Annotated in this window: 22 protein-coding genes and 2 pseudogenes; 22 read left to right on the forward strand and 2 right to left on the reverse strand. The window is 33.7% G+C overall.

What is annotated here, in order from left to right:
* Positions 1 to 16 precede the first annotated feature (16 nt).
* The 18 genes from MKY69_RS04490 (at position 17) to MKY69_RS04575 (ending at position 20674) form a co-directional block, all read left to right on the forward strand.
* The gene (locus tag MKY69_RS04490) at positions 17 to 322 is read left to right on the forward strand and encodes a hypothetical protein (RefSeq protein WP_103347010.1); all 306 of its coding nucleotides are present in this window, start codon (positions 17 to 19) and stop codon (positions 320 to 322) included.
* 73 nt (positions 323 to 395) lie between these two features.
* On the forward strand, positions 396 to 746 hold the full coding sequence (locus MKY69_RS04495) for a PrgI family protein (protein WP_230625293.1): 351 nt from the start codon (positions 396 to 398) through the stop codon (positions 744 to 746).
* Positions 706 to 3072 (forward strand): VirB4-like conjugal transfer ATPase, CD1110 family, encoded by a 2367-nt coding sequence (locus MKY69_RS04500; RefSeq protein WP_340791057.1) that lies wholly within the window; start codon positions 706 to 708, stop codon positions 3070 to 3072. Before MKY69_RS04495 ends, MKY69_RS04500 begins: the two co-directional genes overlap by 41 nt.
* A 14-nt stretch (positions 3073 to 3086) precedes the next feature.
* Complete coding sequence (locus tag MKY69_RS04505) at positions 3087 to 5678, forward strand: phage tail tip lysozyme (RefSeq protein ID WP_340791058.1); 2592 nt, start codon at positions 3087 to 3089, stop codon at positions 5676 to 5678.
* Positions 5679 to 5694: 16 nt separating this feature from the next.
* The gene (locus MKY69_RS04510) at positions 5695 to 6330 is read left to right on the forward strand and encodes a hypothetical protein (RefSeq protein WP_099567800.1); all 636 of its coding nucleotides are present in this window, start codon (positions 5695 to 5697) and stop codon (positions 6328 to 6330) included.
* A 25-nt stretch (positions 6331 to 6355) separates the two neighbouring features.
* On the forward strand, positions 6356 to 6631 hold the full coding sequence (locus MKY69_RS04515; RefSeq protein ID WP_076751667.1) for a hypothetical protein: 276 nt from the start codon (positions 6356 to 6358) through the stop codon (positions 6629 to 6631).
* A gap of 46 nt (positions 6632 to 6677) precedes the next feature.
* Entirely contained in the window at positions 6678 to 7490 is an 813-nt protein-coding gene (locus MKY69_RS04520; RefSeq protein ID WP_257616443.1) for a hypothetical protein, read from the forward strand.
* 33 nt (positions 7491 to 7523) lie between these two features.
* Positions 7524 to 8216 carry an LPXTG cell wall anchor domain-containing protein gene (locus tag MKY69_RS04525; protein WP_340791059.1) on the forward strand — a complete coding sequence of 231 codons (693 nt, stop codon included), beginning with the start codon at positions 7524 to 7526 and terminating at the stop codon, positions 8214 to 8216.
* 71 nt (positions 8217 to 8287) lie between these two features.
* Entirely contained in the window at positions 8288 to 8824 is a 537-nt protein-coding gene (locus tag MKY69_RS04530) for a hypothetical protein (RefSeq protein WP_099567799.1), read from the forward strand.
* A complete protein-coding gene (locus MKY69_RS04535; RefSeq protein WP_340791060.1) occupies positions 8825 to 10657 on the forward strand; it encodes a VirD4-like conjugal transfer protein, CD1115 family in 1833 nt (610 codons plus the stop codon). It begins immediately after the preceding gene.
* A gap of 72 nt (positions 10658 to 10729) precedes the next feature.
* Positions 10730 to 10951, forward strand: a complete 222-nt coding sequence (locus tag MKY69_RS04540; protein WP_340791062.1) for a hypothetical protein — start codon at positions 10730 to 10732, stop codon at positions 10949 to 10951.
* A 93-nt stretch (positions 10952 to 11044) separates the two neighbouring features.
* Positions 11045 to 12004, forward strand: a complete 960-nt coding sequence (locus tag MKY69_RS04545) for an IS30-like element IS1062 family transposase (protein ID WP_002360751.1) — start codon at positions 11045 to 11047, stop codon at positions 12002 to 12004.
* Between the two features lie 160 nt (positions 12005 to 12164).
* Positions 12165 to 13889 carry a DNA topoisomerase gene (locus tag MKY69_RS04550; RefSeq protein WP_340791063.1) on the forward strand — a complete coding sequence of 575 codons (1725 nt, stop codon included), beginning with the start codon at positions 12165 to 12167 and terminating at the stop codon, positions 13887 to 13889.
* Between the two features lie 263 nt (positions 13890 to 14152).
* A complete protein-coding gene (locus tag MKY69_RS04555; RefSeq protein WP_099567796.1) occupies positions 14153 to 17311 on the forward strand; it encodes a PBECR4 domain-containing protein in 3159 nt (1052 codons plus the stop codon).
* Positions 17312 to 17375: 64 nt separating this feature from the next.
* On the forward strand, positions 17376 to 17636 hold the full coding sequence (locus tag MKY69_RS04560) for a transcriptional regulator (RefSeq protein ID WP_267257355.1): 261 nt from the start codon (positions 17376 to 17378) through the stop codon (positions 17634 to 17636).
* A 202-nt stretch (positions 17637 to 17838) separates the two neighbouring features.
* The gene (locus MKY69_RS04565) at positions 17839 to 18210 is read left to right on the forward strand and encodes a plasmid mobilization protein (protein ID WP_340791065.1); all 372 of its coding nucleotides are present in this window, start codon (positions 17839 to 17841) and stop codon (positions 18208 to 18210) included.
* 3 nt (positions 18211 to 18213) lie between these two features.
* A complete protein-coding gene (locus MKY69_RS04570) occupies positions 18214 to 19857 on the forward strand; it encodes a helical hairpin domain-containing protein (protein ID WP_340791066.1) in 1644 nt (547 codons plus the stop codon).
* A 61-nt stretch (positions 19858 to 19918) separates the two neighbouring features.
* Positions 19919 to 20674: a hypothetical protein gene (locus tag MKY69_RS04575; protein WP_340791067.1), complete on the forward strand. Its 756-nt coding sequence runs from the start codon at positions 19919 to 19921 to the stop codon at positions 20672 to 20674.
* Positions 20675 to 20766: 92 nt separating this feature from the next.
* On the opposite strand, the gene MKY69_RS04580 is transcribed toward MKY69_RS04575, so the two are convergent.
* The gene (locus MKY69_RS04580) at positions 20767 to 21057 is read right to left on the reverse strand and encodes a hypothetical protein (protein WP_340791068.1); all 291 of its coding nucleotides are present in this window, start codon (positions 21055 to 21057) and stop codon (positions 20767 to 20769) included.
* Positions 21058 to 21366: 309 nt separating this feature from the next.
* Here MKY69_RS04580 and MKY69_RS04585 point away from each other — a divergent pair.
* The 4 genes and pseudogenes from MKY69_RS04585 to tcrB form a co-directional block, all read left to right on the forward strand.
* Positions 21367 to 21750 (forward strand): annotated as a pseudogene (locus MKY69_RS04585) (type I restriction endonuclease); the annotation flags it as partial.
* A gap of 162 nt (positions 21751 to 21912) precedes the next feature.
* The gene (locus MKY69_RS04590) at positions 21913 to 22368 is read left to right on the forward strand and encodes a CopY/TcrY family copper transport repressor (RefSeq protein WP_004234223.1); all 456 of its coding nucleotides are present in this window, start codon (positions 21913 to 21915) and stop codon (positions 22366 to 22368) included.
* A gap of 42 nt (positions 22369 to 22410) precedes the next feature.
* Complete coding sequence (locus MKY69_RS04595) at positions 22411 to 22545, forward strand: heavy-metal-associated domain-containing protein (protein ID WP_142377571.1); 135 nt, start codon at positions 22411 to 22413, stop codon at positions 22543 to 22545.
* 137 nt (positions 22546 to 22682) lie between these two features.
* Positions 22683 to 24785 (forward strand): copper-translocating P-type ATPase TcrB, encoded by a 2103-nt coding sequence (gene tcrB, locus MKY69_RS04600; protein WP_340791070.1) that lies wholly within the window; start codon positions 22683 to 22685, stop codon positions 24783 to 24785.
* 149 nt (positions 24786 to 24934) lie between these two features.
* Here the strand turns inward: tcrB and MKY69_RS04605 are convergent.
* Positions 24935 to 25636 (reverse strand): annotated as a pseudogene (locus MKY69_RS04605) (IS3 family transposase); the annotation flags it as partial.
* Positions 25637 to 25655: the final 19 nt, after the last annotated feature.

Genomic DNA, 25655 nt, shown 5'->3' on the forward strand with positions numbered 1-25655 from the left:
AAAAAGGAGAAATAATATGAAAAAATCAGGGGTTTCATTTGGTCATAGTATAGGATCATTCTTTGGATTTATTTTTTCAGGCTTAATGATGATTCTTGATTTTTTAATTGCAACTCCTTTCTTTATATTATCCGTCTTGATAAATTGGGTAAAAATGTCACTTGGATTTGCTTTATTTTGGTTTATTGCTAGTGGATTTTATAATGTTGTATTCTTAGATAATCAAAGTTTTGAACCATTTGATGGAATGTCAATTTTAATAATCTTAGGATTAGGTTTTATTGCATCAGTTTATGTAACAATTTCAGATATAAAAAATTAAGTATCACAATTTAATAGTTGAACTAACACTTTGCTTTTGCAAGGTGTTTTTATTTTGGTTAGAAAGAGGAAATATGAATAAATTAGGAAGTGAGTTTTTAAAGCAGTTTGATAACTATGAAAGACCAGTTGCATTTGGAATGACCAAGAGAATCTTAGTCATGATTATTGGAATGATGATTGTTGTTTCTTTTACGGTCTCAATTTCTTTACTTGGACTCTCTGAAATTTTTATGTATTTAGTGGCATTAATCATTGCGCCTCCATTTATTATTTACGGAATGGGCTTTGATGAAGCTGTTAAAGAGAAAGTGATTTTTAACCTTAAAGTTCAAAAAAGAGGTTATGTAACAGAATTTATGGAAGGAGATGTTTTTACAAAAGATGATTTTAAAAATTGGAAAAAAACCAAAGAAGCTAACTAAAGCTGAAAAAGAACGTAAAGCTAGACTGAAACGTTCACTAAGAGCTTCAACACAAAACACAATCAAATATAATAGTTTATTTGAAAATGGTCTGATGCACATTGCTAAAAATGAATGGTCAAGAACATATCGTTTAGGTGATGTTGCCTATGTGTCTTCAAGTCAAGATGAAAAAATTGATGTTATTGATACACATGCTGAAGCGTTGAACTCATTGGATGCTGGAAGTGTTTACCAGTTACTAGTAATTAATCGTAGGATTGATGATAATGCTATTGAAAATATTAAGTTTACTCAAGAACATGATGAATTTGATAAATTTAGAAATGAATACAATGACATCATAGAGAGTCGTTTTTCGAGTGATTCTAAAATTTTTCAGGTAGAAAAGTTTGTTACTTTAAAAACAGATGCTTACAATCGTGGACAAGCAGACTCTAACTTGAGTGAGTTAGGAAGTGCATTAGAAAACCAATACTCTCAAATGGATATTGGCTTTGAGGAGTTAGACGGAAAAGAACGATTAGATCTCTTCATAGAGCTTTTACAAGGTAAGAGAAGGTTATCATACACTTACAGGGATATTGCCTTGTCAGAATTACACTCAAAAGATTTTATTGCTCCTAATCGTATCCATTTCTTAGAAAATCGATTTAGAATTAATGACCAGGTAGCTAAGGTTATGTATGCCAAAAACTATCCAACATTTTTAACGGATAAGCTGATTAAAAGCTTAACGGATATTGGAGTAGAATTGGCAATTTCAGTTCAAGCTGAACCTTATGAGCCTTCACAGTTCATGAAAAAAATTAACAATGCTGATACGACTATTAAAGCAGAAATGGTTAAAGCTCAAAGATCGGGCGCACAAGAAGGGATTGATCAAGATTTAGCAGTAAGTGGTCGTTCAAGAGAAATCTCAGAATCTACTAAACGTTGGAAACAAGAAATTGATGAAAATGACCAAAAGGCATTCATTGGGATCATTGCTATTTATTTTAAGGCAAAAGATGAAGAAGAGCTTGCCAGTTTTACTGATAAAATCCAAACAGCTTCAAGAAAAAATGGTATTGAATTTGAAGATTGTTATTATCATCAAGAAGAAGGACTCAATACGATTCTCCCAATTGGTCACACTTTTTTGAATGTAAAGAGACGTTTTGTAAGAGATATGACAACCGCTAATCTAGCAACTCAAGTCCCCTTCACAAATGTTGATTTGAAATCAGATAGCCCAAATGCTCTATATTATGGACAAAATCAGTTATCTAATAATGTTATTACGCTTGATCGTAAAGCAGATTTAAACACAGGTTCAGGAGTTGTTTTAGGTAGTTCAGGATCAGGTAAGTCAGTAACAGTTAAGACGATGGAGATAATTCCAACGTATTTAAAGAATATTGAAGACAGAATTATAATTGTGGATCCCGAAGACGAATATTCAGATATTGGGCGAGAATTTAAAGCTCAACTAGTTGATATCTTTATTGGTTCTAGTTCCCACCTTAACTTGATGGATTTACCTGACATGAGTCAGCTAAAAGATGAAGACAGTGATCCAATTGGAGATAAATCCAACCTTTTAATGGGTTTATTTGAATCCATTTTGGATGAAATTGGAGATGTCCAGTACACTATCATTGACCGTGTGACCCGTGAGACTTATAGGAGATTTTCAAAGTTAGGTAGAGTTCCTACCCTTCGTGATTGGCATGATATTCTTGAAGAGCAAGAAGAACCTGAAGCACAAGAGTTAGCTCTAAAATCGGAAATCTATGCAAAAGGTTCTCAGGACGTTTTTGCACATGAAACAAATGTTGATATCACAGACCGTTTTGTAATCTTTAATCTTAAGCGACTAACAGGTAAGCTTAAACCATTTGCAATGATGGTAATTCAAGATTATATATGGAATCAAGTTGTTTCGTCTCAAGGTAAGGTGACAACAAGAATCTATTTTGATGAAGTACAACTTTTCTTCAAAGAAGAAGCTCAAGCTATTTTCTTCACAGAACTTTATTCACGTGTCCGCAAATATGGTGCGATTGCTACAGCTATCACTCAAAATATTGAAACACTAATGAACAAAGAAGAAGGTAGAAAGTTAGTCTCAAATAGTGAATTTATGATTTTGTTGAAACATAAAAAATCAGACTTACTAGCTCTTTCTAAAGCTATAACACTTACGCCAACTTTAACCAGGTATATTGAAAAACCAAAAACAAAAGGTACAGGGTTAATTGTTGCGGGTCAAGTTGTTGTGCCTTTTGAAAATCCAATTCCTAAGCAAACAAGGTTATTTGAACTTGTTGCTACTGATGCATAAAAGGAGGTGTTTTGTTGTCTAAACAAACAAGACAAGACCTTCAAAATGCCTTGCATGATCACCAAGAAGCTAAGTCTGAACTACGGACAGCAAAACAAAACTATAAAATTGCTGAAAAAAATGATCAGAAGCTACTAAAAACAAGTACGGATGCTGAAAAGCGTTATTTGGGTAAAAAGCACGAGGCACGTAAGGAGGCATACAGTAAGGAAGTTAAAAGTTTAAAAGATAATATCAAAACTACTCAGGAAAAAAAGAAAGGAGTAATCCAAAAAAACGGTGGTACTGGGGTTCAAAAAATAGCTAGAGCAAGCCATTATCAAGTATCATCTGCTATTGACTCGGCTTTTCAAGAAGATGATGGACTTGAGGGGATATCAAATGCTAGACAGAAGTTAAGACGGGTAAATGCGGAGGTTCAACAAGCCAAAAAGATTGGTCGGTATTCTTTTAAAATTGGAAGTAATACTGGTAAAGCAACTTATCACGTTGGAAATAAAGCTTACAATCTCCTAAAAGGTCGAGGTTTTACTCGGACGGCTGTTCCTGATCGATGGGAAACAAAATTTAAAAATAAATACCAAAAGTCACGTGCAAAAATTAATAGCTCTAAAGTCGGAAAAAGTGCAAAAGCTGTTAAAAATGTTACTTCAAAAATGAGTAAACCTATTTTAGCAATCTTGAAGAATCCACTCTCAGCTAAAGCGTATTTAATTATTCTGATTGGCTTCATCATAGTTGCACTATTAGGTGTTGTATCAGGTGGTGGTGGGTCAACCGTTTCTCAAGATGAATTTGACCTTACTGACTCTTGGACTTATCTTTCAAAGATTGATCGAGAAAAATCAACTAGTGAAGTTGATTATTGGACTGATATTGATAGTATCATGACGTTTATGGGCTATAAACATGAAGACTATACTTTGAATAGCAATTACGATTCAAAAGATAAAAAATGGTATCAGTTTAAACATTCCTATAAAGAGCTTTTAACAACACTTTGGAGTGATTTAAATGGAGATAAAGATAATCTGAAGACAATGGCAGATATTTATACTTCTACTAATAATAAGTATTTAAAACTTAATAAGGATGATCAGAGGGAATATGAAGAGGTTTTAGAGCAGGGAAAAGAACTAGGTTATTATATCTCCTATAACGAGCTGGAAAATCCTCTCACTAACAAACCTGATGATGATACAATAGAACCTTTAACCGTAACTAAAAGGTTTGGTTATACTTCAAAAACGAAACTTTACAATGGGTCTATTTTAAAGGCAGACAAGGGTTCACCTCTTTATGCTGTTATGGAAGGTAAAATTGTTATTAAGAACTCGGACGTCATTATTAAAGCAAAGACAGCTGAATTCACTTATAAAAATGTAAACCGTCTAAGAGTTAAAAATGGAGATACTGTTAAAAGTGGGTTAGAGATAGGAGCGGTAGGTTCTGGAAAAGGCCAAGAAATTTACTATCAAAAACTAAAAGATAAAAAACAGAATAAGTGGGCTTGGGTAAATGTTGGCTTTTATCTTCCTAAAGTTGAATATAGTCAAACAACATCTGTTATGACGGATATGTCAATTGAAGGAGATATGGCCAAAAAAATTACTTCCATCTATAATTTTTTAAAAAAGCAAGATCCTAAAGTCACACAAAATGGAGTTGCTTCAGCATTAGGTAGTTTTTGGACTGAAAGTTCTATTAACCCTAAACGTGCTGAGGGAGATTATCTAAGTCCACCTGTTGGTGCTTCAGCTTCATCATGGGATGATGAGGCTTGGCTAGCAATGGGTGGTCCTAGTATCTATAATGGTAGTTATGGAAATATCCTTCATAGAGGGCTTGGTCTAGGTCAATGGACTGATACAGCAGATGGAGCGACAAGACATACCATGCTACTTAAGTTTGCAAAATCGAAAAATAAAAAATGGTATGACCTAGAGCTTCAATTGGACTTTATGTTAAATGGAGATAGTCCGTATTACATAACGACTTTAAAAGAAATCCTTCACTCAAATGAAGATGTTTCTACTTTAGCGGTGAAGTTTGCGAGTCGTTGGGAAGGTAATCAACGGGATAAAACTAAAGAACGTGTAAATAATGCTCAACAAGTATTAAACTACCTTAAACATCCAACTTCAGGAGGGGCAAAAGGTGGAAGTAAAACCCTTCAAAGTTCTTTTGATTTCCCTGAATCTTATAGAAATAAGCTAAAAACATTCCCATCATCAGCTACTGTCTCTAGCTCTTTAGCAGGGAATACATATCCCCCTGGTCAATGTACGTGGTATGTTTATAATCGTCTTGTTGAAGCTGGCTCACCACATTATAACTACCTGGGAAATGGTCAAGATTGGGTTAGAGGACTTGTACTTAAAGGCTGGAAATTTAGTAATAAACCAGTTGCTGGTGCTGTTTGTTCAACAACGGGTGGCTTTGATGGCACCTATGCAATATATGGTCATGTTTCATATGTTGAGTACGTTAACCCTGATGGAACATTTCTAATTTCTGAATGTAACTATAATGGTGTGCAGAATAGAATACATTGGGGCGTTAAAACAAATGCAACTTGCTACACGTTTGCAATACCACCAAAATAAAAAAGGACGGAGATTTATGTTTGATACTCAAAAAATAAAAATTTTAAAAATTGTAGGTTATGTATTAGTAGTTATATTGGCTTGTACAATTGGTGTCGGCATTGGCCAAGGTACTTCAAATAATGCTAATAAGGCGAAAACAGAGAAGTCTACTTCAACAAATTCAAAAAGTATTATTACACAAAAACAAGTAAAAAGTTTTTTGTTAAATTATTATACAAAAAAAGATCTTGGTGAAAACAGACAAAGGTATAAGGAATATATGACTGATGCTCTTTATAATCAAACTGTTTCAATGGAAAATGAACCTCAAAGTCAAACTTACAAAGGATTTGTAGTGGATTTTGAATTTAAAGATGCTGAAATTTATATTGACGAAGCTCATAAACAAGTTATTGTACAAGTGGACTATGTAAATACTCAGCTTGATGAAAAGAAAAATTATAAAACTGCACAAAAAGATGTTATGAATAAGGCTACTCAACGTCTAACATATGTCGATGAAAAGGGTAAATTGAAAGTAAATAAGGTGGAATCAATTATTCTTACAGATTCAACTGGAGATTATGGCACCTTAGATAGCAGTTCGTCAACTGAAACCGAAACTAGTCAAGAAATAAAAGACTCAACAAAAGCTAGTAGTAACCCTTAACTAGACACCGAAAAGGAGAGAAAGAATGGTCACTAGAAAAAATACAAGTCAACAACTTTATAAAAAGAAAGATAAGCTGGAACATGCTTTGAAAAAAATTCAAAAGCAGAAAGCTATTTTTATTCAGAAAGAAAAAGAGACTATTAAAGATCTAACAGAAGTGAAATCTGATTTAATTGTTGCTTTATTATCTGAAACTGGAAAAAGTTTTGAAGAACTTGAGGAATATGCAAAATCTGAACATGATCCTCAGGTAGGTTCTTCTGAGAATGGAGATGATGCACATGTTTCGGATAACTAATATTCATACTCGAGTTCAAGAAAACTTTAACAATAGGGATGATGTTTTGTCTGCTATTAATGAAAAATCAGTTTGGAGTGCTGATCGAGGTGAAGAGATAATTCTCTTATTAGAACAGCTATCTGATGAAGGGGCTGTTTTAGACACTTCAAGCGTTACTCTCCCCCTTCAGGAGATAGTAGAAGAAGCATTATCAAATTTTGGCTTAAAGAAAGAAAAAAAGAAATTCTCTTTAATTCAAAAAAAGAAGCTGGAAAACAGCCTTGAAGAACAAAAGTCCTTACCAAGGAAGAAACAAAGCCTTACAAGGCCATTGTCAGCACCTGAAAATGTATCTTTGCAAGAAAATAATAGTAAAAAAAATAGTACATCAAAAAATCAGGCCTTAACTAATAAAGAAAGTTTTTCTGTATCTAAACTGTTGATACTTTGTCTAACTTTGCTCAGTCTAGTCTTCTCTATTCTTAGTTTTTCTCTAGTACTGAACCATGCACATAAGATTGAAGCTACTAATCATTCATTAGTTAAGACAATTCAGTCTTCTAACAGAATAGAATCAGGTGAAAGTGATGTCTTTTGTCGCTATTTTTTACCTAATTACTTTTCAGGAAGTGATAGTCATTTAAAGGATTTTATTTCTTCAAATAATTTTTCTGTACAGGAAGCGACACTACAATCTGTTTTATTAGAAAAGGTTAGTAAAAGAGAAGACAAAAAACAAGCATTGACTTATGTTATCGCACTTAAAGAGAAAGACGAGGTGAGAACAAAAAGGCTTACTATTATTGTTAAAAAGGCTCCATCTAGTCGTTACGGATTTGAAGTTGTTAAGCAACCAAAAGAGACTCAATATCCATAATTTAAAATTTTTAAAAAAAGAAAAGGAAAAATCATGAAAAAATCACTATTAATTAGCTCTATTGCCATTGCAACAATCCTTTTAGGAGGAACAACTGTATCTGCTGATGTTACAGCAGGAACAACTCAACCTGGTACTGGTGTAGTAACACCAGGAACAGATACTAGCACTCCAACACCAGGCACAGATACTAGCACTCCAACACCAGGCACAGATACTAGCACTCCAACACCAGGCACAGATACTAGCACTCCAACACCAGGCACAGACACTAGCACTCCAACACCAGGCACAGATACTAGCACTCCAACACCAGGCACAGACACTAGCACTCCAACACCGGGCACAGACACTAGCACTCCAACACCAGGTACAGATACTAATACTCCAAATCCTGGAACAATACCAGGTACAAGTTCTAATACACCAACTTCACCAATTATGACCCCTACACCTGAGGCACCTGTAGATCTTGGGAATAATAAAGTTATTACAGGTATTACAAATGGTGTTGCAACGTTATCAGACGGTTCTAGTAAGACTTTAACTGAATTAGGAGCTAAAGAAAACAGTGATAATACTTATACAGTTAAGACAAAAGACAATAAATTAGTAACTTTACCTCATACGGGTGATAGTAAAAATACTATCTTTAAAATTCTTGGTTTACTGTCAGCTTTTGCAAGTATGGTTCTTGCGTTTAAAAGTAAAAAAGAACTAAAATAAAAATATTAATAGTAATAAGGCCACAAACTGTGGTCTTTTATTTTTATTTAAATCAATTTCGAGGAGAACATATGGATCAAGAACGTATTGGTATTAAAATTGCTGATGTTTATAAATTGACTGGTGAACTTGTTCTAAAGTCAATGTATTATGCAATGGAACACTCGGCTTTACAGTTAAAAAATTTTCGTGAGAGTAAAACTTATAGTGGAGAAGTCAACTGGAATAAGTTTCTTGAAACGAGAGAAACAAAACATTTTGAAACATTTATGACAAGTGAAGTCAATAGTGAAAGACTCACTGAGTATCTGAAGGGGTACGATATAGGATTTTCAATAAAAGATAATGGAGATGGTACAAGTATTATCGCCATTGATGCTAAAAACATTAAAGCTCTAGAAGCTAGTTTCAAAGGTGTAATCAATGATTTAACGGACTCCCAAAAATCCCAAAAGCTTCAAGAACGTTTAGTTAAAACTCCCAAAAACATGTCTGTCAAAGAGAAACTTACATACTATAAAAAGCAAGTAAAATCTGAAATCGCAAAGAAATCAAAAGTTAAAGAAAAAGGAACAAAAATCAAGGCGAAAGGAGAGAAAGAATTATAGATGGTTACTGAACAAAAGAAAAGAAAATTTTTACCATATTTATTATTTGGATTGATAGCCTTCTATGTTACTCATTGGTTGTTTAAACTTTATTCTATTGCACCAAAAAGTACTGAAGTTACAATGTTTGATAGTCAATCTTTTAATTGGATGTACGATCATTGGTCAAGTAAAGCATTAGTTGACTTGCAATTTACGACAGCTAGTTTATATGGAGGTGCTATTGCATTTCTAATTATTATGTTGTTTTATCTTCGTGTTCATGATAAAGGAAAATATCGTTATGGTGAAGAATATGGTTCTGCTAGGTATGCAACTGTAAAGGAGTTAGCAACATTTAGAGATAAAGAACCTGAAAATGATATGATTTTTAGTCAAAATGGAAGAATGGGGCTATTCAATAAACGGTTACCCTTTAATAAACAACTGAATAAGAATACCCTAACAGTCGGTCTTCCTGGTGACGGTAAAACATTTACCTTTGTAAAACCTAATTTAATGCAAATGAATAGCTCGTTTGTTATTACTGATCCTAAAGGTTTACTAGTTCGTGAAACTGGTAAGATGCTTGAAGATTATGGCTATAAAATAAAAGTATTTGACCTGGTAAATCTTTCTAATTCAAATCAATTTAATGTTTTTCATTATATGCATAGTGAATTGGATATTGATAGAGTTGCTGAAGCAATCATAGCTGGTACTAAACGTTCAGATAATAGTGGTGAGGATTTTTGGAATCAAGCAGAGATGCTACTAATGAGATCTTTAATTGGCTATCTCTATTTTGATGGGAAAGTACTTGGAAAATATGAACCAAATATAGCCCAAGTTGCTGATTTATTACGTAATATTAAGCGTGAAGATGAGGATACTCCTAGTCCTGTTGAAATACTGTTTTCTGAACTTGAAGAAGAACTTGAAGGAAACTATGCTTGTAGACAATGGGAATTATTTAATTCAAATTTTGAAGGAAAAACAATGACTTCTGTTTTATCCGTGGCTTCTTCACGTTTTGCAGTATTTGATCATGATGCGGTTAGAAATTTAATTGCAAGAGACTCTATGGAAATGGAGAAGTGGCAAACAGAAAAAACTGCGGTATTTATTGCTATTCCTGAAACAGATAAGTCCTATAATTTTATTGCAACAACTATGTTTACTATGATGTTTCGACAATTACCTCAAACTGCTGATGAAATTCTCCAAGGAAATCATAAAACATGTGATCCTGGGGATCTACTTCATATCAGACTAATTCTTGATGAATTTGCTAACTTTGGACGTTTTCCAAACTTTACAGAAACACTTTCTTCAGTTAGATCACGTGAAATTTCAATTGATATTATTATTCAAGCAATTAGTCAGCTTAAAGCTCTTTATAAAGATGAATGGGAGACTATTTTTAATAACTGTGCAACATTGTTGTATTTAGGTACTAATGATAAAGAAACCATGAGTTATTTCTCAATGAGGAGTGGTAAACAAACTATCAATATAAAAAATCGTTCTCTAACAAGAGGAACACAGGGATCAAGTAGTTTATCAATACAGACAGCTTCACGTGACCTCTTAACCCCTGATGAGATTGCACGTATCGGTGTAGACGAAGCATTGGTATTTATTTCTAAGCAAAATGTCTTCAGAGATAACAAAACTAATGTTCTTCAGCATCCTCGTGCAAAAGAATTATCAAATAGCCCTGATGATGGCAAATGGTATCGATATATTAGGTCAATGTCAAATATGGATGATTGGGATGCTAATGTTAATCATGATAGATTAGTTCATACAACAGCATCAAAGGTATTGGAAATAAGTCTACCAGTTAAATAGTCGGGAAGTGACATAAATAAAAAAATAGAAAGAAAGAGTGAGGAAACTAACTCTTTTTTGTTAGGTGAAAAAATGATAACAACACATGAAAAAATCGGAGTCGGTTATTTTGATACCGTCTTTGCCAAAATTGAAATAGAAACAATGGCAGATGCATTGAAAAGTTTTGCTTTAAATTATGACCTTGATGAAAATAGCTCCCAAGGTGAGGTACTTAATTACTTTGTTTCAACACTTATAAAAACAATAGATTTACAAAATTTTAAATTAATTGCTCCTCAGTTATTTACATAACGCCGATTGTAAAATTAAGCTAGACAAATAAAAAAGTCATTTGTGCTACACTCAAGATAGTTCCCGCAAAAGAATTATAAGGAGTGAAGACAAATGACCTATACCCATCTTACATCAAATGAACTTGCAATGATAGAGGCGTATTATAATAATCATCAATCTGTAGCCAAAACCGCAGTACTATTGAATAGATCTAGACAAACGATTCATAAAGTTTACCAATTTTTCAAAACAGGGCACAATGCTCTAGATTATTTCAATCAATACAAGAAGAATAAAACTCGCTGTGGCAGACGTCCTATTGTCTTATCAGATGAACAAACAGAATATATTCAAAAGAGGGTTGTTCAAGGTTGGACACCTGATGTGATTGTTGGCCGTGCAGAGTTTTCTATTTCTTGTTCTATGCGTACACTTTATCGTATGTTTAAACAAGGCGTATTTGAAGTGACTCACCTACCTATGAAAGGAAAACGTAAAGCCAACGGACACAAAGAAACTCGGGGAAAACAATCTTTTCGTCGATCACTTCGTGACAGAGGAAATGATTATTCTAAATTCAATCAAGAATTTGGCCACCTTGAAGGGGATACTATTGTGGGTAAAAAGCACAAAAGTGCTGTTATTACCCTCGTTGAGCGATTATCTAAAGTAATCATCACTCTTCAGCCAGAAGGCAGACGAGCTATAGATATTGAAAATCGTTTGAACCAATGGATGCAATCTGTACCTAAGCATCTATTCAAATCAATGACTTTTGATTGTGGAAAGGAATTTTCAAATTGGAAATCAATCAGTAATATAAATGATATTGATATCTATTTTGCAGATCCTGGTACACCATCACAAAGAGGGTTAAATGAAAACTCTAATGGTTTATTACGTAAAGATGGTTTACCAAAGCAAATGGATTTCAACGAAGTTGATGAATCTTTTATCCAATCTATTGCATCGAAAAGAAATAATATCCCTCGAAAATCATTAAACTATAAAACACCAATAGAAGTATTCTTGAGTCACATATGCAAAGAGGAATTGTCTAACTTAATTTGACAATTAATATATTAAAAAACATATCAAGAAACAGTTGAAGTTTATCCAATAAAGGAGTCGAAGGAAGAGCTTATTTATCTCCAAAAATATATTGATCAATTAATTTATGAGGACTAAGGAATAATTAAAAAAAAATAAAGATTAGAAAGGATGTGATAACATGAAATATTTAATACTTGCTGAGAAGCCTGATCAGGCTAAAAAATATGCTAATGCTCTTGGAAAAGCAAAGAATGAAAAAGGAGTATGGCGAGTTGAAACAGACTTAATAGATGGCCAAGTTTCTGTTGTGTCAGCTGTTGGTCATTTAGTTGAAATAAAAAATCCTTATCAAAACTATGAAAATTGGAATATAAAAAATTTACCTGCTTTTCCTGAGAAATTTGAATATGAAGTTAAAACCGATAAGAAAAAACAATTTAGTCTAATCAAAAGTGAAGTTAAAAATGCTGATGCTATTATCATTGGAACGGATGCTGACCGAGAAGGGGAAGCTATTGCTTACCTTATTTTGAGACTTATCCCAAATGGACTTAAAAAAATAAAATATCGGTTATGGGTAAATTCTCTCACAGAATCAGGAATAGTGAAGGCCTTTAAACAATTAAGGCCTGGTCAAGAAACTGCTCAATATGCTGAAGAGGCTGAAGCACGTGCAAAAGCTGATTGGTTGGTAGGTTTTAATTTAAGTCCATGGACTTCAATAAAATTAGGAGAGATGGGATTTATTGGTGAAAAAGATAAAAAGATGTCCGTTGGACGAGTACAAACTCCGATTGTTTCCCTAATTGTTGAAAATGATCTTTCTATTGAACAATTTGAATCGGAGCCTTATTGGAAAATTGAAATAGAAGATGAATCAGGAACAGTTTTCAAAAACAAAGCTAAATATACGACCATAGAAGACGCTCAGAGCGTTTTAAAATCACTGGATGGGTATTCTGTTGTCAGAGCCGTACAAAGCGAAAATAAGGCTGTGGTAGCCCCAAATTTATATCATTTAACAAGTCTTCAATCGGAAATGAGTAAAAAGTATCATTTTGACTCTACTTATACTTTAGAGTTGACTCAATCTTTGTACCAAAAAGGAGTAACGTCTTACCCTCGAACAGATCATAAGTTAATTACTCCTAATGAATTTGATTACCTTATCAAGCATTTAGAAGACTATAAAAGCTTGTTGAATATATCTGAAGAATTACCTAACTTAACTCCACGTAAGAAGTTTGTCCAAGATAAACAAATGGAACACTATGCGATCATACCAACTGAAAACATAACTGAAGTTGCCAATTTAAAAGGGGATGAAAAAACTGTTTATTTTGAGATTCTAAAAAGGACAATTTTAATGTTTGCGTCTGATTATCGTTATCAAGCAACACAAGTAGTACTTGAAAATAACGGTCAAGAATTTGTTGCAAAAGGGAATGTAATGACAAGTGAAGGGTGGACAAAACTTGCTGAAAAAGAAAATAAAGATGCGGTATTGCCTCCGTATCAGCAAGGTTCGCAAATGCCAACTCAAGCAAATCTTAAAGAAGATAAAACCAAACCACCAGCACGTTTGACAGAAAGTAGCTTATTGGATGACGTATTACCAAAGTACAATTTAGGAACTCCTGCAACAAGAGCTGGTATTATTAAAAATATTATTGATCGTGATTATATCACTCGGGATAAGAAAACAGGACAACTTTTTCCAACTGATCGTGGGAAAGTGTTGGTTTTATTCTTGGATAATCTTGAGGTTATGTACACAAACCCTGAAACAACTGGAAAGTGGGAAACAGCTCTCCAATTAGTCGGTCAAGGGAAACGGTCAAAGGACTGGTTTATTGAGCAAACAAAAAAGGCAATCTCAGCACAATTAGAAAGGGAAAATTAAAATGGGAATTATAGCAATAACCACTACGATTATTTTTGTTATTGGTTTATTTTTTCTAACATTAGATATAAGCATTATATCTAAGATTTATAATAAAATAGAGCAATATTTTTTTCCTAAACATAAAAATGACCCCAGAATGAGGTCATTTTTATTAGTTTTATTAATTGGTAATTTAACAATATTTTACGTATTGATATTGTTAATTTACAAGTTATTTAATTGTTAGCAAAGTTGGTAATTGATTATAGGAGTAGTAATATATGGCAAAAATTGAAGAACTAAAACAGCTTTCTATATTGGGAGTAGCTGAAAGTTTAGGAATGGAACTAGTTAGGACTGGCAGTCATACTTATTCTTGGAAAGAGCATGACTCTTTTGTTATTAATACAAGAGATAACTACTTTAATTGGTTCTCACGTTCTAAAGGTGGAGATGTTTTTTCAATGGTTCAACTAATCAGAGAAGAACAAACAGGACAACCTATTAGCTTTAAAGAAGCAAAACACTTTTTGGAAGAAGGCAATTTTGAAGCTGTTGATCTTGAAAAAGAAGTAGTAAGAGAACCATTTTCTTATTATCTTCAGCCTTATGAAACAGATTTTTCGGAAGCTAGGCAGTATTTAAAACAAGAACGTCAACTTTCAGAAGAAACTATTGACTTCTTTTTGGAAAAAGGGGTTCTCTCTCAAGCAACAAAGAAGAGTGGCGATATATTTGAACCAGTCATAGTATTTAAGAGCTTAGACCGTCAAAATGAGGTTGTGGGAGCATCACTTCAAGGAATAAGAGAAAACAAAGAGCTTTATTCAAGAGGTCGTTTAAAGCAAATTATGAGGGCTTCAGACGGTATGACAGGTATGCACGTTGATATTGGTGAGCCTAAACGGTTAGTATTTGCTGAAGCACCTATTGATTTGATGAGCTATTATGAATTACATAAAGATTCTCTTCAAGATGTGCGATTGGTTGCTATGGATGGGCTAAAAGAGTCAACTGTCAGTCGACACGTTGGAGACCTTCTATTTGAAATGGGTGTTCTAAAGCAAAAAGTCGAGGCTAAAAATTATCCAACATTTTTAGCGCACACATCACAAGTAACTAATTTTTTAAGGGATGAAAAATATCATGACTTGATTACTTTAGCAGTAGATAATGACCAGGCAGGAAAAACTTTTGTTGATCGTTTAGAATCAAAAAAAATTAACCTAGTAGTGGACTTACCACCGCTTCCTGAAGGTGCCGATAAGATAGATTGGAATGACTACTTAAAAAGGGAAAAAGAAAAAGCCCTTAACCGAAGTCAAGAGCTATCTAATAACATTGGGGGCGAACTATTCAATCGCGATTCCGGTTATTTAGAAGGCGAACCTTCGAGGACAGCACCACAGCCTGAAGAGTTAATTCAAACTCAACCTGATTTTCCTGCCAATGTTCACTTGTATTTTAACATTGAAAGGTCAATTAAGTCAAGTCATAGTTCTAGGATGAGACCTATTATCGAAAGAGATGTTCGCTATTTAAATCGTTATGCTGAAGATATTCAAAACTCGGCCATGTGGTATAAGAATGAAATTGCAAATAGCAGGGTAACCTATTTTTACCAGGATCAAGAAGATGTCAAGATGCTCCAGGTTAACTTTGAAAAACGCCATTGGATGCATCTTACAGGAATGGCACCAGTTTATGCTGAGCATGTTATATCACTTTCAGAAACTTTTATTGATGATATTGCTTCAGGTAGAGGTACATATCCTAACTTAACCATTAGCAATGGTTTTAAGGATAAAATCAAACTCTTACCTTTATTACCTGAAATATTTGAAACAGATTCATTTGTTTTTGATGATTTAACTTCAGTTGAAAAAATGGGGCGCTTAGATGTTCAAAAAGCAATACGATCAGATGATAAAGATATTATGCTAGCTTTTAGAACAGATGAGGAATCTTCTTTTCCCGCAACATTGTTAAAACCAAATACGACTTTAAATATTGAACTTGATTCACTCAATCAAGAGAAAGTGATTTTGGGTGTTTTTCTTGAAAAAGATAATATTCTAAAAATATTGTCAGTAAATAATAATTTTGTTAAAGATGATGGGAAACAGATGTTTGAAGCTGTGAAGCAATTGCAAAATAGAGAACATGGAGAAATAAAAATGACTAACAATGAAGAGTATAATGAAGCAATAAGTATTGCTGAAGCTCAAAAAGAAGAACATGAACGTGACTCAGATGGAGATGGGATTCTTGATGAAGTAGAAAGAAATTTGGGAACCAATCCATATAGTGCTGACAGTGATGGAGATGGAAAATCAGATCACGAAGAAGTAAGTTTTGGCTCCAATCCTTTACAAGCAGAGCAAAGTCAACCTGAATCTAAAATTCCTTCAGAGGTATCAAAAACAGTTTCTGAAATGATACAAGAGAAAGATAGTAAGGGTCTATCACAACTCTTAAAAGAAGGTGTCAAAGATTATTTCAAGTCAGATGTCTATAAAGAATATCTGACTGCTTTAAGTAAATTTCATCATTATTCCCCAAGAAATATCCAGCTGATATTAGCACAAAAACCAAATGCTTCATATGTTGCTTCATTTAAAAAATGGAAAGAAGATTTTGATAGAAGTGTAAATAAAGGCGAAAAATCAATGCGTATTTTTGCTCCAGTTACTGTTAAACAAAAGGATCCTGAAACTGGAAAAGTTCTTCTTGATAAAGTAGGAAAAGAAAAGACAAAAACATTTTTTAAACTTATTCCAGTTTTTGATGTTTCTCAAACAGATGGCAAAGAATTAGCAAAACCTATTTATGATCTTGAAGGTACATATCAAGATTATGGTAACCTCTATAAATCTGCAAAAGAAGTTTCTGAAGCAAATGGAGTTGCGGTAGAATTTGCAGATGATCTAAATGGGGCACATGGTACTTATTCAAGGCAAACAAATTCCATTTCAATTTTAAAAGGTATGTCAGAACAACAAACACTAAAAACACTTTTTCATGAAATGGCACATTCTGAATTACATACTTTAGATAAAATGATTGAACAACCATTGTCTAGAAGTACAAAAGAGTTGCAAGCTGAGTCAGTTGCATTTGTAGTTGCCAGTCATTATGGTATGGATACAAGTGAATACAGTTTTGGTTATCTTGCTACTTGGTCACAAGATAAAGAAGGTTTAACAGACTTAGAAGGACAAATAAAAATAGTCCAAAAAGAGGCTGATAGTCTAATTACAAAAATAGATAGTGTACTTGAAAAATATCAAAGTAAAGAAATAACAAAAGATGGCTTTCAAGAAAAATTAGCCCGTATAAAAAATAAGGAGACTAAAAAAGTTATCAAAATTGAAGAGAAAGAGCAGGCGAAAGAAACATCAAAAAAAGAGAGCAAGAGCGACTACGAGATGAGCCTGTAAAGGATATTGTCGCTCAACTTTCAGCTGGTTTTATGAATAGAAGAAAACAGAAAGAGGACTAAAAATGAATGAAACAATTGAAACAACATTACTATTAAATTTATTTCATTATGACAATGGAGGCTATAGTAGAAATGAAATATTTATAGATGCAAAGCGTAGAAAAGCTATTGCTATTCTTGATGAAGATGCTGAAGAGTTGGAAGAAGTGGATAGAGAATTAGCAAAGGAATATGAAGAAACTATCTCTTACCTAGATTCATTATCAGATGAAGATTATCACTCCTTAAAAGAAGATTTACTTCAACAAGTTGAAGTAAATTAAAGTCGGAAGGACTAAATAGGGGCTTGGGGATTTCCCCAAAACTTTCAAAGATTGACCAACCCTAATATGCCTGACTTGTCAGAAATTAGGGTTGGTCAATCTTTTAAAACAGCGATTGGGTACCCAAGTGCTATGCTTGCCAGTTTGAAAAGTCTAACTGGGGTTACTTAATTTGTCAAGAAAATTGAGAAAGGATATTAATATGATAAAAGAAAAACGATATCGTGAAATTCAAAAAAAAATAAGAGTAACTCCTGAAGAAAATGAATTAATAAAAAGAAGAATGGCTAATCATCACTTTAAAAATTTTAATACTTATGCTCGTTACATGTTATTGACGGGAGAAATAGTGATGGTTGATTATTCTGAACTTATTAAACTTAGAACTGAAATAAATCGTATTGGTACTAACATTAATCAACTTGCAAAATTTGTTAACACAACTGAAGAATTTACTTTGGAAAATTATCAAATTTTACAAGATGCTCTAGTGTCTGTAAAACAATTAATAGATGATAATTTTGATAAAGAAATAACTATTTTTGAAAAACAAAGTAGGGATAGAAGAGGTTGAAATTTGGTTGTTACAAAAGTAAAACAAATAAAATCAGTTAATAAATTGACAGCAGGAATAAAATATATCGAAGATGGAGCAAAAACGATAGGAACAGAGTTAGTTGATTCTAACTTAAATTTCCCAGTTAAGGTGGTAGATGGGCAAGTTGTTTCTCAACTTATTTCAGGACATTTAATTGTAGATGTTGAATCTGCTGATTTAGAATTTAGACAATTAAAACATTTAGCAAATTTAGAAAAAGGTCGACCATCTAATAACGAAGAGTTACAAAAAAACGATGTTCTTGCTCACCATATTATTCAATCATTTGATCCTGATGATAATTTAACTCCTGAACAAGTTCATGAGATAGGACGAAAAACTGCCTTAGAATTAACAGGAGGTAGTCATCAATTTGTTATTGCTACTCACTTAGATAAGGGACATCTTCATAATCATATTTATATCAATTCTACAAATTCTGTGACGTTAAATAAGTTGAGGTGGCAGAAAGGAACTAAAAAAGCGTTGGAACATATTTCTGACAAGTATGCAGATATTGAAGGTGCAAAAATAATTGAACAAAGAAATAAATTTGGTCATAAAGAGTATTCTGCATACCAAAAAGAAAATATTTTCAAACTTGAAATTAAGTCACGTTTAGAATTTCTTTTAAAACATTCAACTAGTTTAAAAGACTTTCAGGGAAAAGCAAAAGTGTTAAATGTATCAACAGATTTTTCGGGAAAATATGCTAAATATAAATTACTTGATAGGGAACAAAAAAGAAACACAAGGGATAGTAGTCTATCAAAAAAAGGTCGTTATTCTTTAAAACAGATTAAAAAACAAATTGCCAAAAATGAAGTGGTTTATTCACTCTCTGAAATAAAAATGGAGTATGAAAAATTACAAAAAGAGAAAGCTGATGATTTTGAAATTAGAGTCAAAATAGAACCCTGGCAGGTAGAAGCTAAAACTGAAACTGGTCTTTACCTTAAAATGCAATATGGTATTGCAAATGAAGGAACGGTAAAAATTCCAAGTCGGTTAGTTGATCAGGTAGAAGATGGTAGTTTTGATATTTTTATCAAAAAATCAGATTTCTTTTACTTCATAAATCCTGATAATTCTTCTAGTAACAAATTTATGAAAGGAGCGATTTTAATTAATCAACTAGCTGCAGAAAGTGGTGAATACATTTTTAAAAAGAATCCTAATATTTCAAAATTAGATTTATTGGTTCGAGAGTATAATTATTTAGTCAGTCATAATATTTCTGATTCTGATCAATTTTTGGAATTAAAAAGTCGTTTTCTGGCACAGATTGAAGAGACAAAAGAATCCTTAAATAAACTTGATGAAAAAATTGAACTACTTCATAAGATTGCTTCAGCTTTGGAAGATTATAACTCTAATGATCCAATTGATATAGAGGTTGCAGAAGCAGTTTTAAAAGAATTATCTGTATCACCAAACATGGATATTAAAGAAATTGAAAAACAAGTAATTGAAGTTTCTATCGAGAAAAAAGGGTTAAAAGAAACATTTGATAAAATTATTAAAGACTTTACTCAATATGAAAAAATCGAGAAAAATTCCAAAGCTAGAGAATATAATAGAACTTTAACACGAAATAAGGAAAGTAATGAAGTAGAAAAGTAATTCAGATCTTTTTAGTTATTGATTTTATTTTTGCTATAATAAAAATGATTAAGGAGATAAAATGAAATTAAGTTTGGTATTTTTAATAATTACCTTCAGTCCAGAATTTACTTTAGGTGATTTAATTGATTTTGGAGGAGCTTTTTTAGGAGTAATTGGAGCATTTTTAGTTGTAAGACATTCTGAAAAAAAACTAAAGGAGAGGGAACTTAAAGAAAAAGAACCTGTTCTGCGTATAGGAGCGATTCAAGAGTCTATTGAAGGTTATAAACAAGGTTTTGACTTATCTGATGAAGGAATTGAACTTAAGGATATTAAATCCAAATTTTCAGAATTAAGTATACCTATTGCGAATTTAGGAATTACTCCAATAACTGATATAGTCTACTATTCTTATATTCAAAATTATTCTGAAATTGTAGAAAAAAGTCAGCTTGGGAATAATGATTTAAAATTTTCACAAATAGGTAATGGTAATTCTGAAAAATATGAACTTGGGCTATTATATAGAGTTGGTAATTCTATAAATAAATTTTCTTTCAAGAATGAAAAATATGTTACAACAATACCTTATCTTTTTCCAAAAAAAACAGATGATATTTTTTTCCAAAAAGATATAGTTGCGATTCTTGGATATTACTTTTCTGAAATTTACCCAACTATTCCTGTTCCAGAGATTATCATAAATGTTAATTTTACAGATTATCTCGGTATCAAACAAACACAAGAATTTATTTTAAAGTTAGAGAGGAATTTAAGCAATTTTGTTTTATCTTCTAAAGAAGATAAAACAAAATTATACGAATATTTCATTTAGATTAATTGGCAAGCTAAAAAGGAGTCTTAAAAATTAATTATAAGTCCAATAGGGTATACCCTATTGGCCACTTTTGAGTTTAAACTTTGTCTTCATCTAATTAATTGTCTTGTTTTTAAAAGCCATGATTCATCATTCTTAAAAATCATAAATAGTTTTGAGCTATCCAATAATACTTGATAACCATCATCAACTTTATCAACTTTAATATCGCTAGATTCAATTTTTAAATCATTATTAGATATTACACTTGAAATGCAGTTCTTTATTTTTGAGGCAACCTGATCTTCGGAAGATTTGTTAAGTGTTTTACTAATATTTGGGTGAACTACTCCATACAGTAGGCCTTTAACATATGGGTTTTCGAAAACAGTATCTGCCAAAATGGATTCGCTTCAATGCTTGTCAGTAAATAAACAAAAACTTTTGTAAGTGTGCTATTATAAGTCATATAGGTCGTGCGCTTTCTAATTCTTAGTGGTTTAAGATTAGGATAGCACGACTTATATATTTTTCAATGAAATCAACTAGCAATTCGGTATACTAGATATAATTGAGTATCAAAAAGAGCAGATAAAAGATTTACAAAACACTAAAGATGAACAATTTAAACAATTAAGTAATATGCAAAATCTTTTAGACCAACAACAACGTCAAGCCTTACAGGATAAAAAAGTACTAGAAGAGTATAAATCAGAAATCAGTGGACTTATCGTCCGGACTTGAAGTCGGAAGAAGCACTTTGGCAAAACTTTAGAGGCCATTTGAACCGAATAAATTTAGCAGTATTGGAAGAGCAACTATTAACGGACAAAGAATTTAAGCAAGTCAAAGTCGAGTTTTCACGTTTGACCGGAACGCCTTTTTTAGCTTCTCAATGGCTTAGAGGAGAAAACGGGGTGGCTCAAGTTTTATTAGAGCGAGAAGATGGAAAAAAAGTGACTTTAGAAGCCTTTAGAAAAAAGGATATCTCAGGAGGAACTTCTTCTTATGAGGTAGTTCACCAAGTGGTCCCAGATTCCTCTAGAGTAGATCGTGGAGATGTGAGCTTGCTGATTAATGGGCTCCCAATCATTGGGTAAAGATAGGAAAACAAAGGCAATAATAGCTGGTTACATTTATTTAAAAAACAAGCTGGTTACATTTATTTAAAAAAGACTTGACAAGAATGGTTTACAATAGTAAACTTATCTCAAACACTTACGTTTACGCATGTAGACAATAAGGAGGGAAAGAGAATGAGTATAATAGTAGTTAACCCTCATATCACAGATGCTGAATGGGAAGTTATGCGTGTAGTCTGGGTGAATGGTCGAGTGACTAGTAAAGAAGTCATCTCCATATTGAAAGAAAAAATGGACTGGAAACAAGCCACTATCAAAACGCTCTTAGGTCGACTGGTTGAAAAAGGCGTACTAAATACAGAGCAAGAAGGTAGAAAATTTATTTATACTACCAATATTGAAGAGAAAGAAGCCGTAGGAAATTATACAGACGATATTTTCAACCGTATTTGTCGAAAGAATGTCGGGAATGTAGTAGGGAGTATCATTGAAGATCATGTCTTAAGCTTCGATGATATCCAGCGACTAGAAGAAATATTAGAGATGAAAAAAGCTTTCGCAGTAGAAGAAGTGGATTGTCATTGTACAGAAGGGCAATGCGATTGCCATTTACATCATCATGGAGAATAAGGAGCGAAAAAATTGGAGAATAAATCGTTTGCCATAGAAGGTATGACCTGTGCGTCTTGTGCGCAGACAGTAGAAAAAGCGACTAAAAAAGCAGTACTTGAAAGTCAAACAGAGATTGATACCGAAACGCTCAATGCTGCTTTAGCAGAAACTAACTATTCAGTATTAAGTGCATAATGTACGATACCATTTATTCATAGATAGTAGATAGAGATAAAGTATAGAACCCTTTTCATGAGAATTATATGCGGTGTTAGATGAGAAAGTTCTAAAACTTTAAAATCAGTCTCTAATATAATAAGGAGAAATTAAAAATGAGGAATAACAAAAAACATTCGTCACATAGTCATCATAATCACGGCGACATGGATCACTCAAAACACGACCATAATGAAATGGAACATAGTCAGATGGATCACAGCAAGATGAATCATAGTGCGATGGATCACAGTGAAATGGATCATGGCGCAATGGGAGGGCATGCCCACCACCATCACGGTAGCTTTAAGGATATTTTCTTGAAGTCACTCCCATTAGAAATTGCAATCTTACTCATTACTCCTTTGATGGATATTCAGTTGCCTTTCCAAATTATCTTTCCTTATGCAGACGTTGTAGCAGCTGTATTGGCAACAATTCTATACATTTTTGGCGGAAAACCATTCTTCATGGGTGCGAAAGATGAGTTTAATTCAAAAGCTCCAGGCATGATGTCCTTGATTACTTTGGGAATAACGGTTTCTTATGCCTATAGTGTTTACGCAGTGGCCGCTCGATATGTGACCGGAGAACATGTCATGGACTTCTTCTTTGAGTTTACAACGTTAATTTTAATCATGTTATTAGGACACTGGATTGAAATGAAGGCATTGGGTGAAGCAGGGGACGCGCAAAAAGCATTAGCTGAGTTGGTGCCGAAAGACGCTCATGTTGTTTTAGAAGACGATTCGATTGAGACTCGTCCAGTTGCTGACTTGCAAGTAGGTGATTTGATTCGTGTTCAAGCCGGAGAAAATGTTCCAGCAGATGGAACGATCCAGCGTGGCGAATCACGTGTAAACGAAGCGCTTGTGACTGGGGAATCGAAACCAATTGAAAAAAATCCTGGAGATGAGGTCATCGGTGGATCAACCAATGGTGGCGGAGTCCTCTATGTGGAAATAAAGCAGACGGGCGATAAGTCCTTCATTTCTCAGGTTCAGACATTAATCAGTCAAGCTCAAAGCCAACCTTCTCGAGCAGAAAATCTTGCACAAAAAGTTGCAGGATGGCTCTTTTATATTGCGGTTATTGTAGCTCTTATTGCCCTTGTCATATGGATGGTTATAGCTGATGTACCAACGGCAGTTATTTTTACAGTCACCACATTAGTTATTGCTTGTCCGCATGCCTTGGGTCTGGCTATTCCATTGGTGACTGCTCGTAGTACCAGCTTAGGGGCCAGTCGGGGATTATTAGTGAAGGACCGGTCCGCTTTGGAGTTGACTACAAACGCAGATGTTATGGTTTTAGATAAAACTGGAACTTTAACAACTGGTGAGTTTAAAGTATTAGATGTTGAACTCTTTAATGATAAATATACGAAAGATGAAATCGTTGCCTTATTGTCAGGTATCGAAGGTGGATCTAGTCACCCTATCGCTCAGTCAATTATTAGTTACGCAGAACAGCAAGGGATACGTCCAGTAAGTTTTGATTCGATTGATGTTATTTCTGGCGCTGGTGTAGAAGGTCAAGCTAACGGACATCGTTATCAATTAATCAGTCAAAAAGCATATGGACGTAATCTGGATATGGATATTCCAAAAGGAGCAACCCTCAGTGTCTTAGTAGAAAACGACGAAGCAATCGGTGCTGTAGCTTTAGGAGATGAATTAAAACCGACAAGTAAAGCCTTAATACAAGCCCTTAAAAAGAACAAGATTCAGCCGATTATGGCAACGGGTGACAATGAAAAAGCGGCTCAAGGAGCTGCAGAAATTTTAGGTATTGATTATCTAGCTAATCAATCTCCTCAAGACAAATATGAATTAGTTGAAAAACTTAAAGCAGAAGAAAAGAAAGTTATCATGGTCGGTGACGGGGTCAACGATGCACCTTCTCTTGCATTAGCAGACGTTGGTATAGCTGTTGGTGCCGGAACTCAAGTAGCATTGGATTCAGCCGATGTCATCTTGACACAGTCAGACCCTGGCGACATTGAATCCTTTATCGAGTTGGCTCAGAAGACCACACGTAAGATGAAAGAAAATCTTGTTTGGGGAGCAGGGTATAACTTTATCGCGATCCCAATAGCTGCAGGAATACTAGCACCAATTGGCATAACATTAAGTCCAGCAGTCGGTGCCGTCTTGATGTCACTTTCGACTGTAATTGTTGCCATCAATGCTATGACATTGAAATTAGAGCCAAAATAAACAGTTGTTTGGCACATGAAATAATTGAATGACCTTATCGTGTAAAAATACAATAGTTTCACAGGAAAGGAAGAGATGAAATAATTTAAAAATTCATCTCTTCCTTTTTGCTCAGAAGTCAATAAATTGGACTATTTTTATTCAGTTACTTAGGCAACATTTGAGATACGATTTCGATTATAAAAATTGATATACCAACCAATGGCTGCTTGGACTTCAGTTAATGTTTGGTATGCCTTCAGATACACCTCTTCACGCTTCAATATTGAATGAAACGCTTCCATACGGCCATTATCGTACGGATGGCCTTTGAGTGAATATGAATGTTTCAAGCCATAATTTTGGCATTTAATATTAAACTCAGCACTCGTGTATTGTGACCCCATATCTGAATGAATAATGAGTGGCTTTCGATGCTTATCTAACGCCATCTGTAAGGCACTTGTGGCTAGCTCGGCTGTCATTGTATCGCCCAATACTTTTCTCTTCTCAGGATCCAAAACGGTCGCTAAATAGACCCATCTGTGATTAGTCAACTGAATATAAGTGATATCTGTTTGCCAAACACCGCTCAAATCATGCAAGTGTCTAATCAGATTGGGTTTTTGATCAACCGTCACAACAGTTTTGGGTTTGCGATAACGTTTTTGCATGCGGGATTTAATCCCTAATTCACGCATCAATTTGAGTGTCATATACTCAGATACTTTCGGACCGTCGGTTTGTTGACTATAAGCAGTAATAGGACGATAACCATAAAATTTAAAGGTTTTCCAAACGTCTAAAATATAAGGTTTCAGGGATTCTCTACGTTTTTCTTGTCGACTGGGCTGCCAATGGCGCCAGTTGTAATAGGTACTAGGTTGTCAG

The sequence above is a fragment of the Streptococcus sp. FSL R7-0212 genome (genome assembly GCF_038007985.1).
GTDB lineage: Bacteria > Bacillota > Bacilli > Lactobacillales > Streptococcaceae > Streptococcus > Streptococcus parauberis.

Excerpts from the sequence above, each read along its gene's own strand:
- MKY69_RS04490 (WP_103347010.1), top strand. The coding sequence starts at position 17 with ATGAAAAAATCAGGGGTTTCATTTGGTCATAGTATAGGATCATTCTTT.
- MKY69_RS04495 (WP_230625293.1), top strand. The coding sequence starts at position 396 with ATGAATAAATTAGGAAGTGAGTTTTTAAAGCAGTTTGATAACTATGAA.
- MKY69_RS04500 (WP_340791057.1), top strand. The coding sequence starts at position 706 with ATGATTTTAAAAATTGGAAAAAAACCAAAGAAGCTAACTAAAGCTGAA.
- MKY69_RS04510 (WP_099567800.1), top strand. The coding sequence starts at position 5,695 with ATGTTTGATACTCAAAAAATAAAAATTTTAAAAATTGTAGGTTATGTA.
- MKY69_RS04515 (WP_076751667.1), top strand. The coding sequence starts at position 6,356 with ATGGTCACTAGAAAAAATACAAGTCAACAACTTTATAAAAAGAAAGAT.
- MKY69_RS04525 (WP_340791059.1), top strand. The coding sequence starts at position 7,524 with ATGAAAAAATCACTATTAATTAGCTCTATTGCCATTGCAACAATCCTT.
- MKY69_RS04530 (WP_099567799.1), top strand. The coding sequence starts at position 8,288 with ATGGATCAAGAACGTATTGGTATTAAAATTGCTGATGTTTATAAATTG.
- MKY69_RS04535 (WP_340791060.1), top strand. The coding sequence starts at position 8,825 with ATGGTTACTGAACAAAAGAAAAGAAAATTTTTACCATATTTATTATTT.
- MKY69_RS04540 (WP_340791062.1), top strand. The coding sequence starts at position 10,730 with ATGATAACAACACATGAAAAAATCGGAGTCGGTTATTTTGATACCGTC.
- MKY69_RS04545 (WP_002360751.1), top strand. The coding sequence starts at position 11,045 with ATGACCTATACCCATCTTACATCAAATGAACTTGCAATGATAGAGGCG.
- MKY69_RS04550 (WP_340791063.1), top strand. The coding sequence starts at position 12,165 with ATGAAATATTTAATACTTGCTGAGAAGCCTGATCAGGCTAAAAAATAT.
- MKY69_RS04555 (WP_099567796.1), top strand. The coding sequence starts at position 14,153 with ATGGCAAAAATTGAAGAACTAAAACAGCTTTCTATATTGGGAGTAGCT.
- MKY69_RS04560 (WP_267257355.1), top strand. The coding sequence starts at position 17,376 with ATGAATGAAACAATTGAAACAACATTACTATTAAATTTATTTCATTAT.
- MKY69_RS04565 (WP_340791065.1), top strand. The coding sequence starts at position 17,839 with ATGATAAAAGAAAAACGATATCGTGAAATTCAAAAAAAAATAAGAGTA.
- MKY69_RS04575 (WP_340791067.1), top strand. The coding sequence starts at position 19,919 with ATGAAATTAAGTTTGGTATTTTTAATAATTACCTTCAGTCCAGAATTT.
- MKY69_RS04590 (WP_004234223.1), top strand. The coding sequence starts at position 21,913 with ATGAGTATAATAGTAGTTAACCCTCATATCACAGATGCTGAATGGGAA.
- MKY69_RS04595 (WP_142377571.1), top strand. The coding sequence starts at position 22,411 with ATGACCTGTGCGTCTTGTGCGCAGACAGTAGAAAAAGCGACTAAAAAA.
- tcrB (WP_340791070.1), top strand. The coding sequence starts at position 22,683 with ATGAGGAATAACAAAAAACATTCGTCACATAGTCATCATAATCACGGC.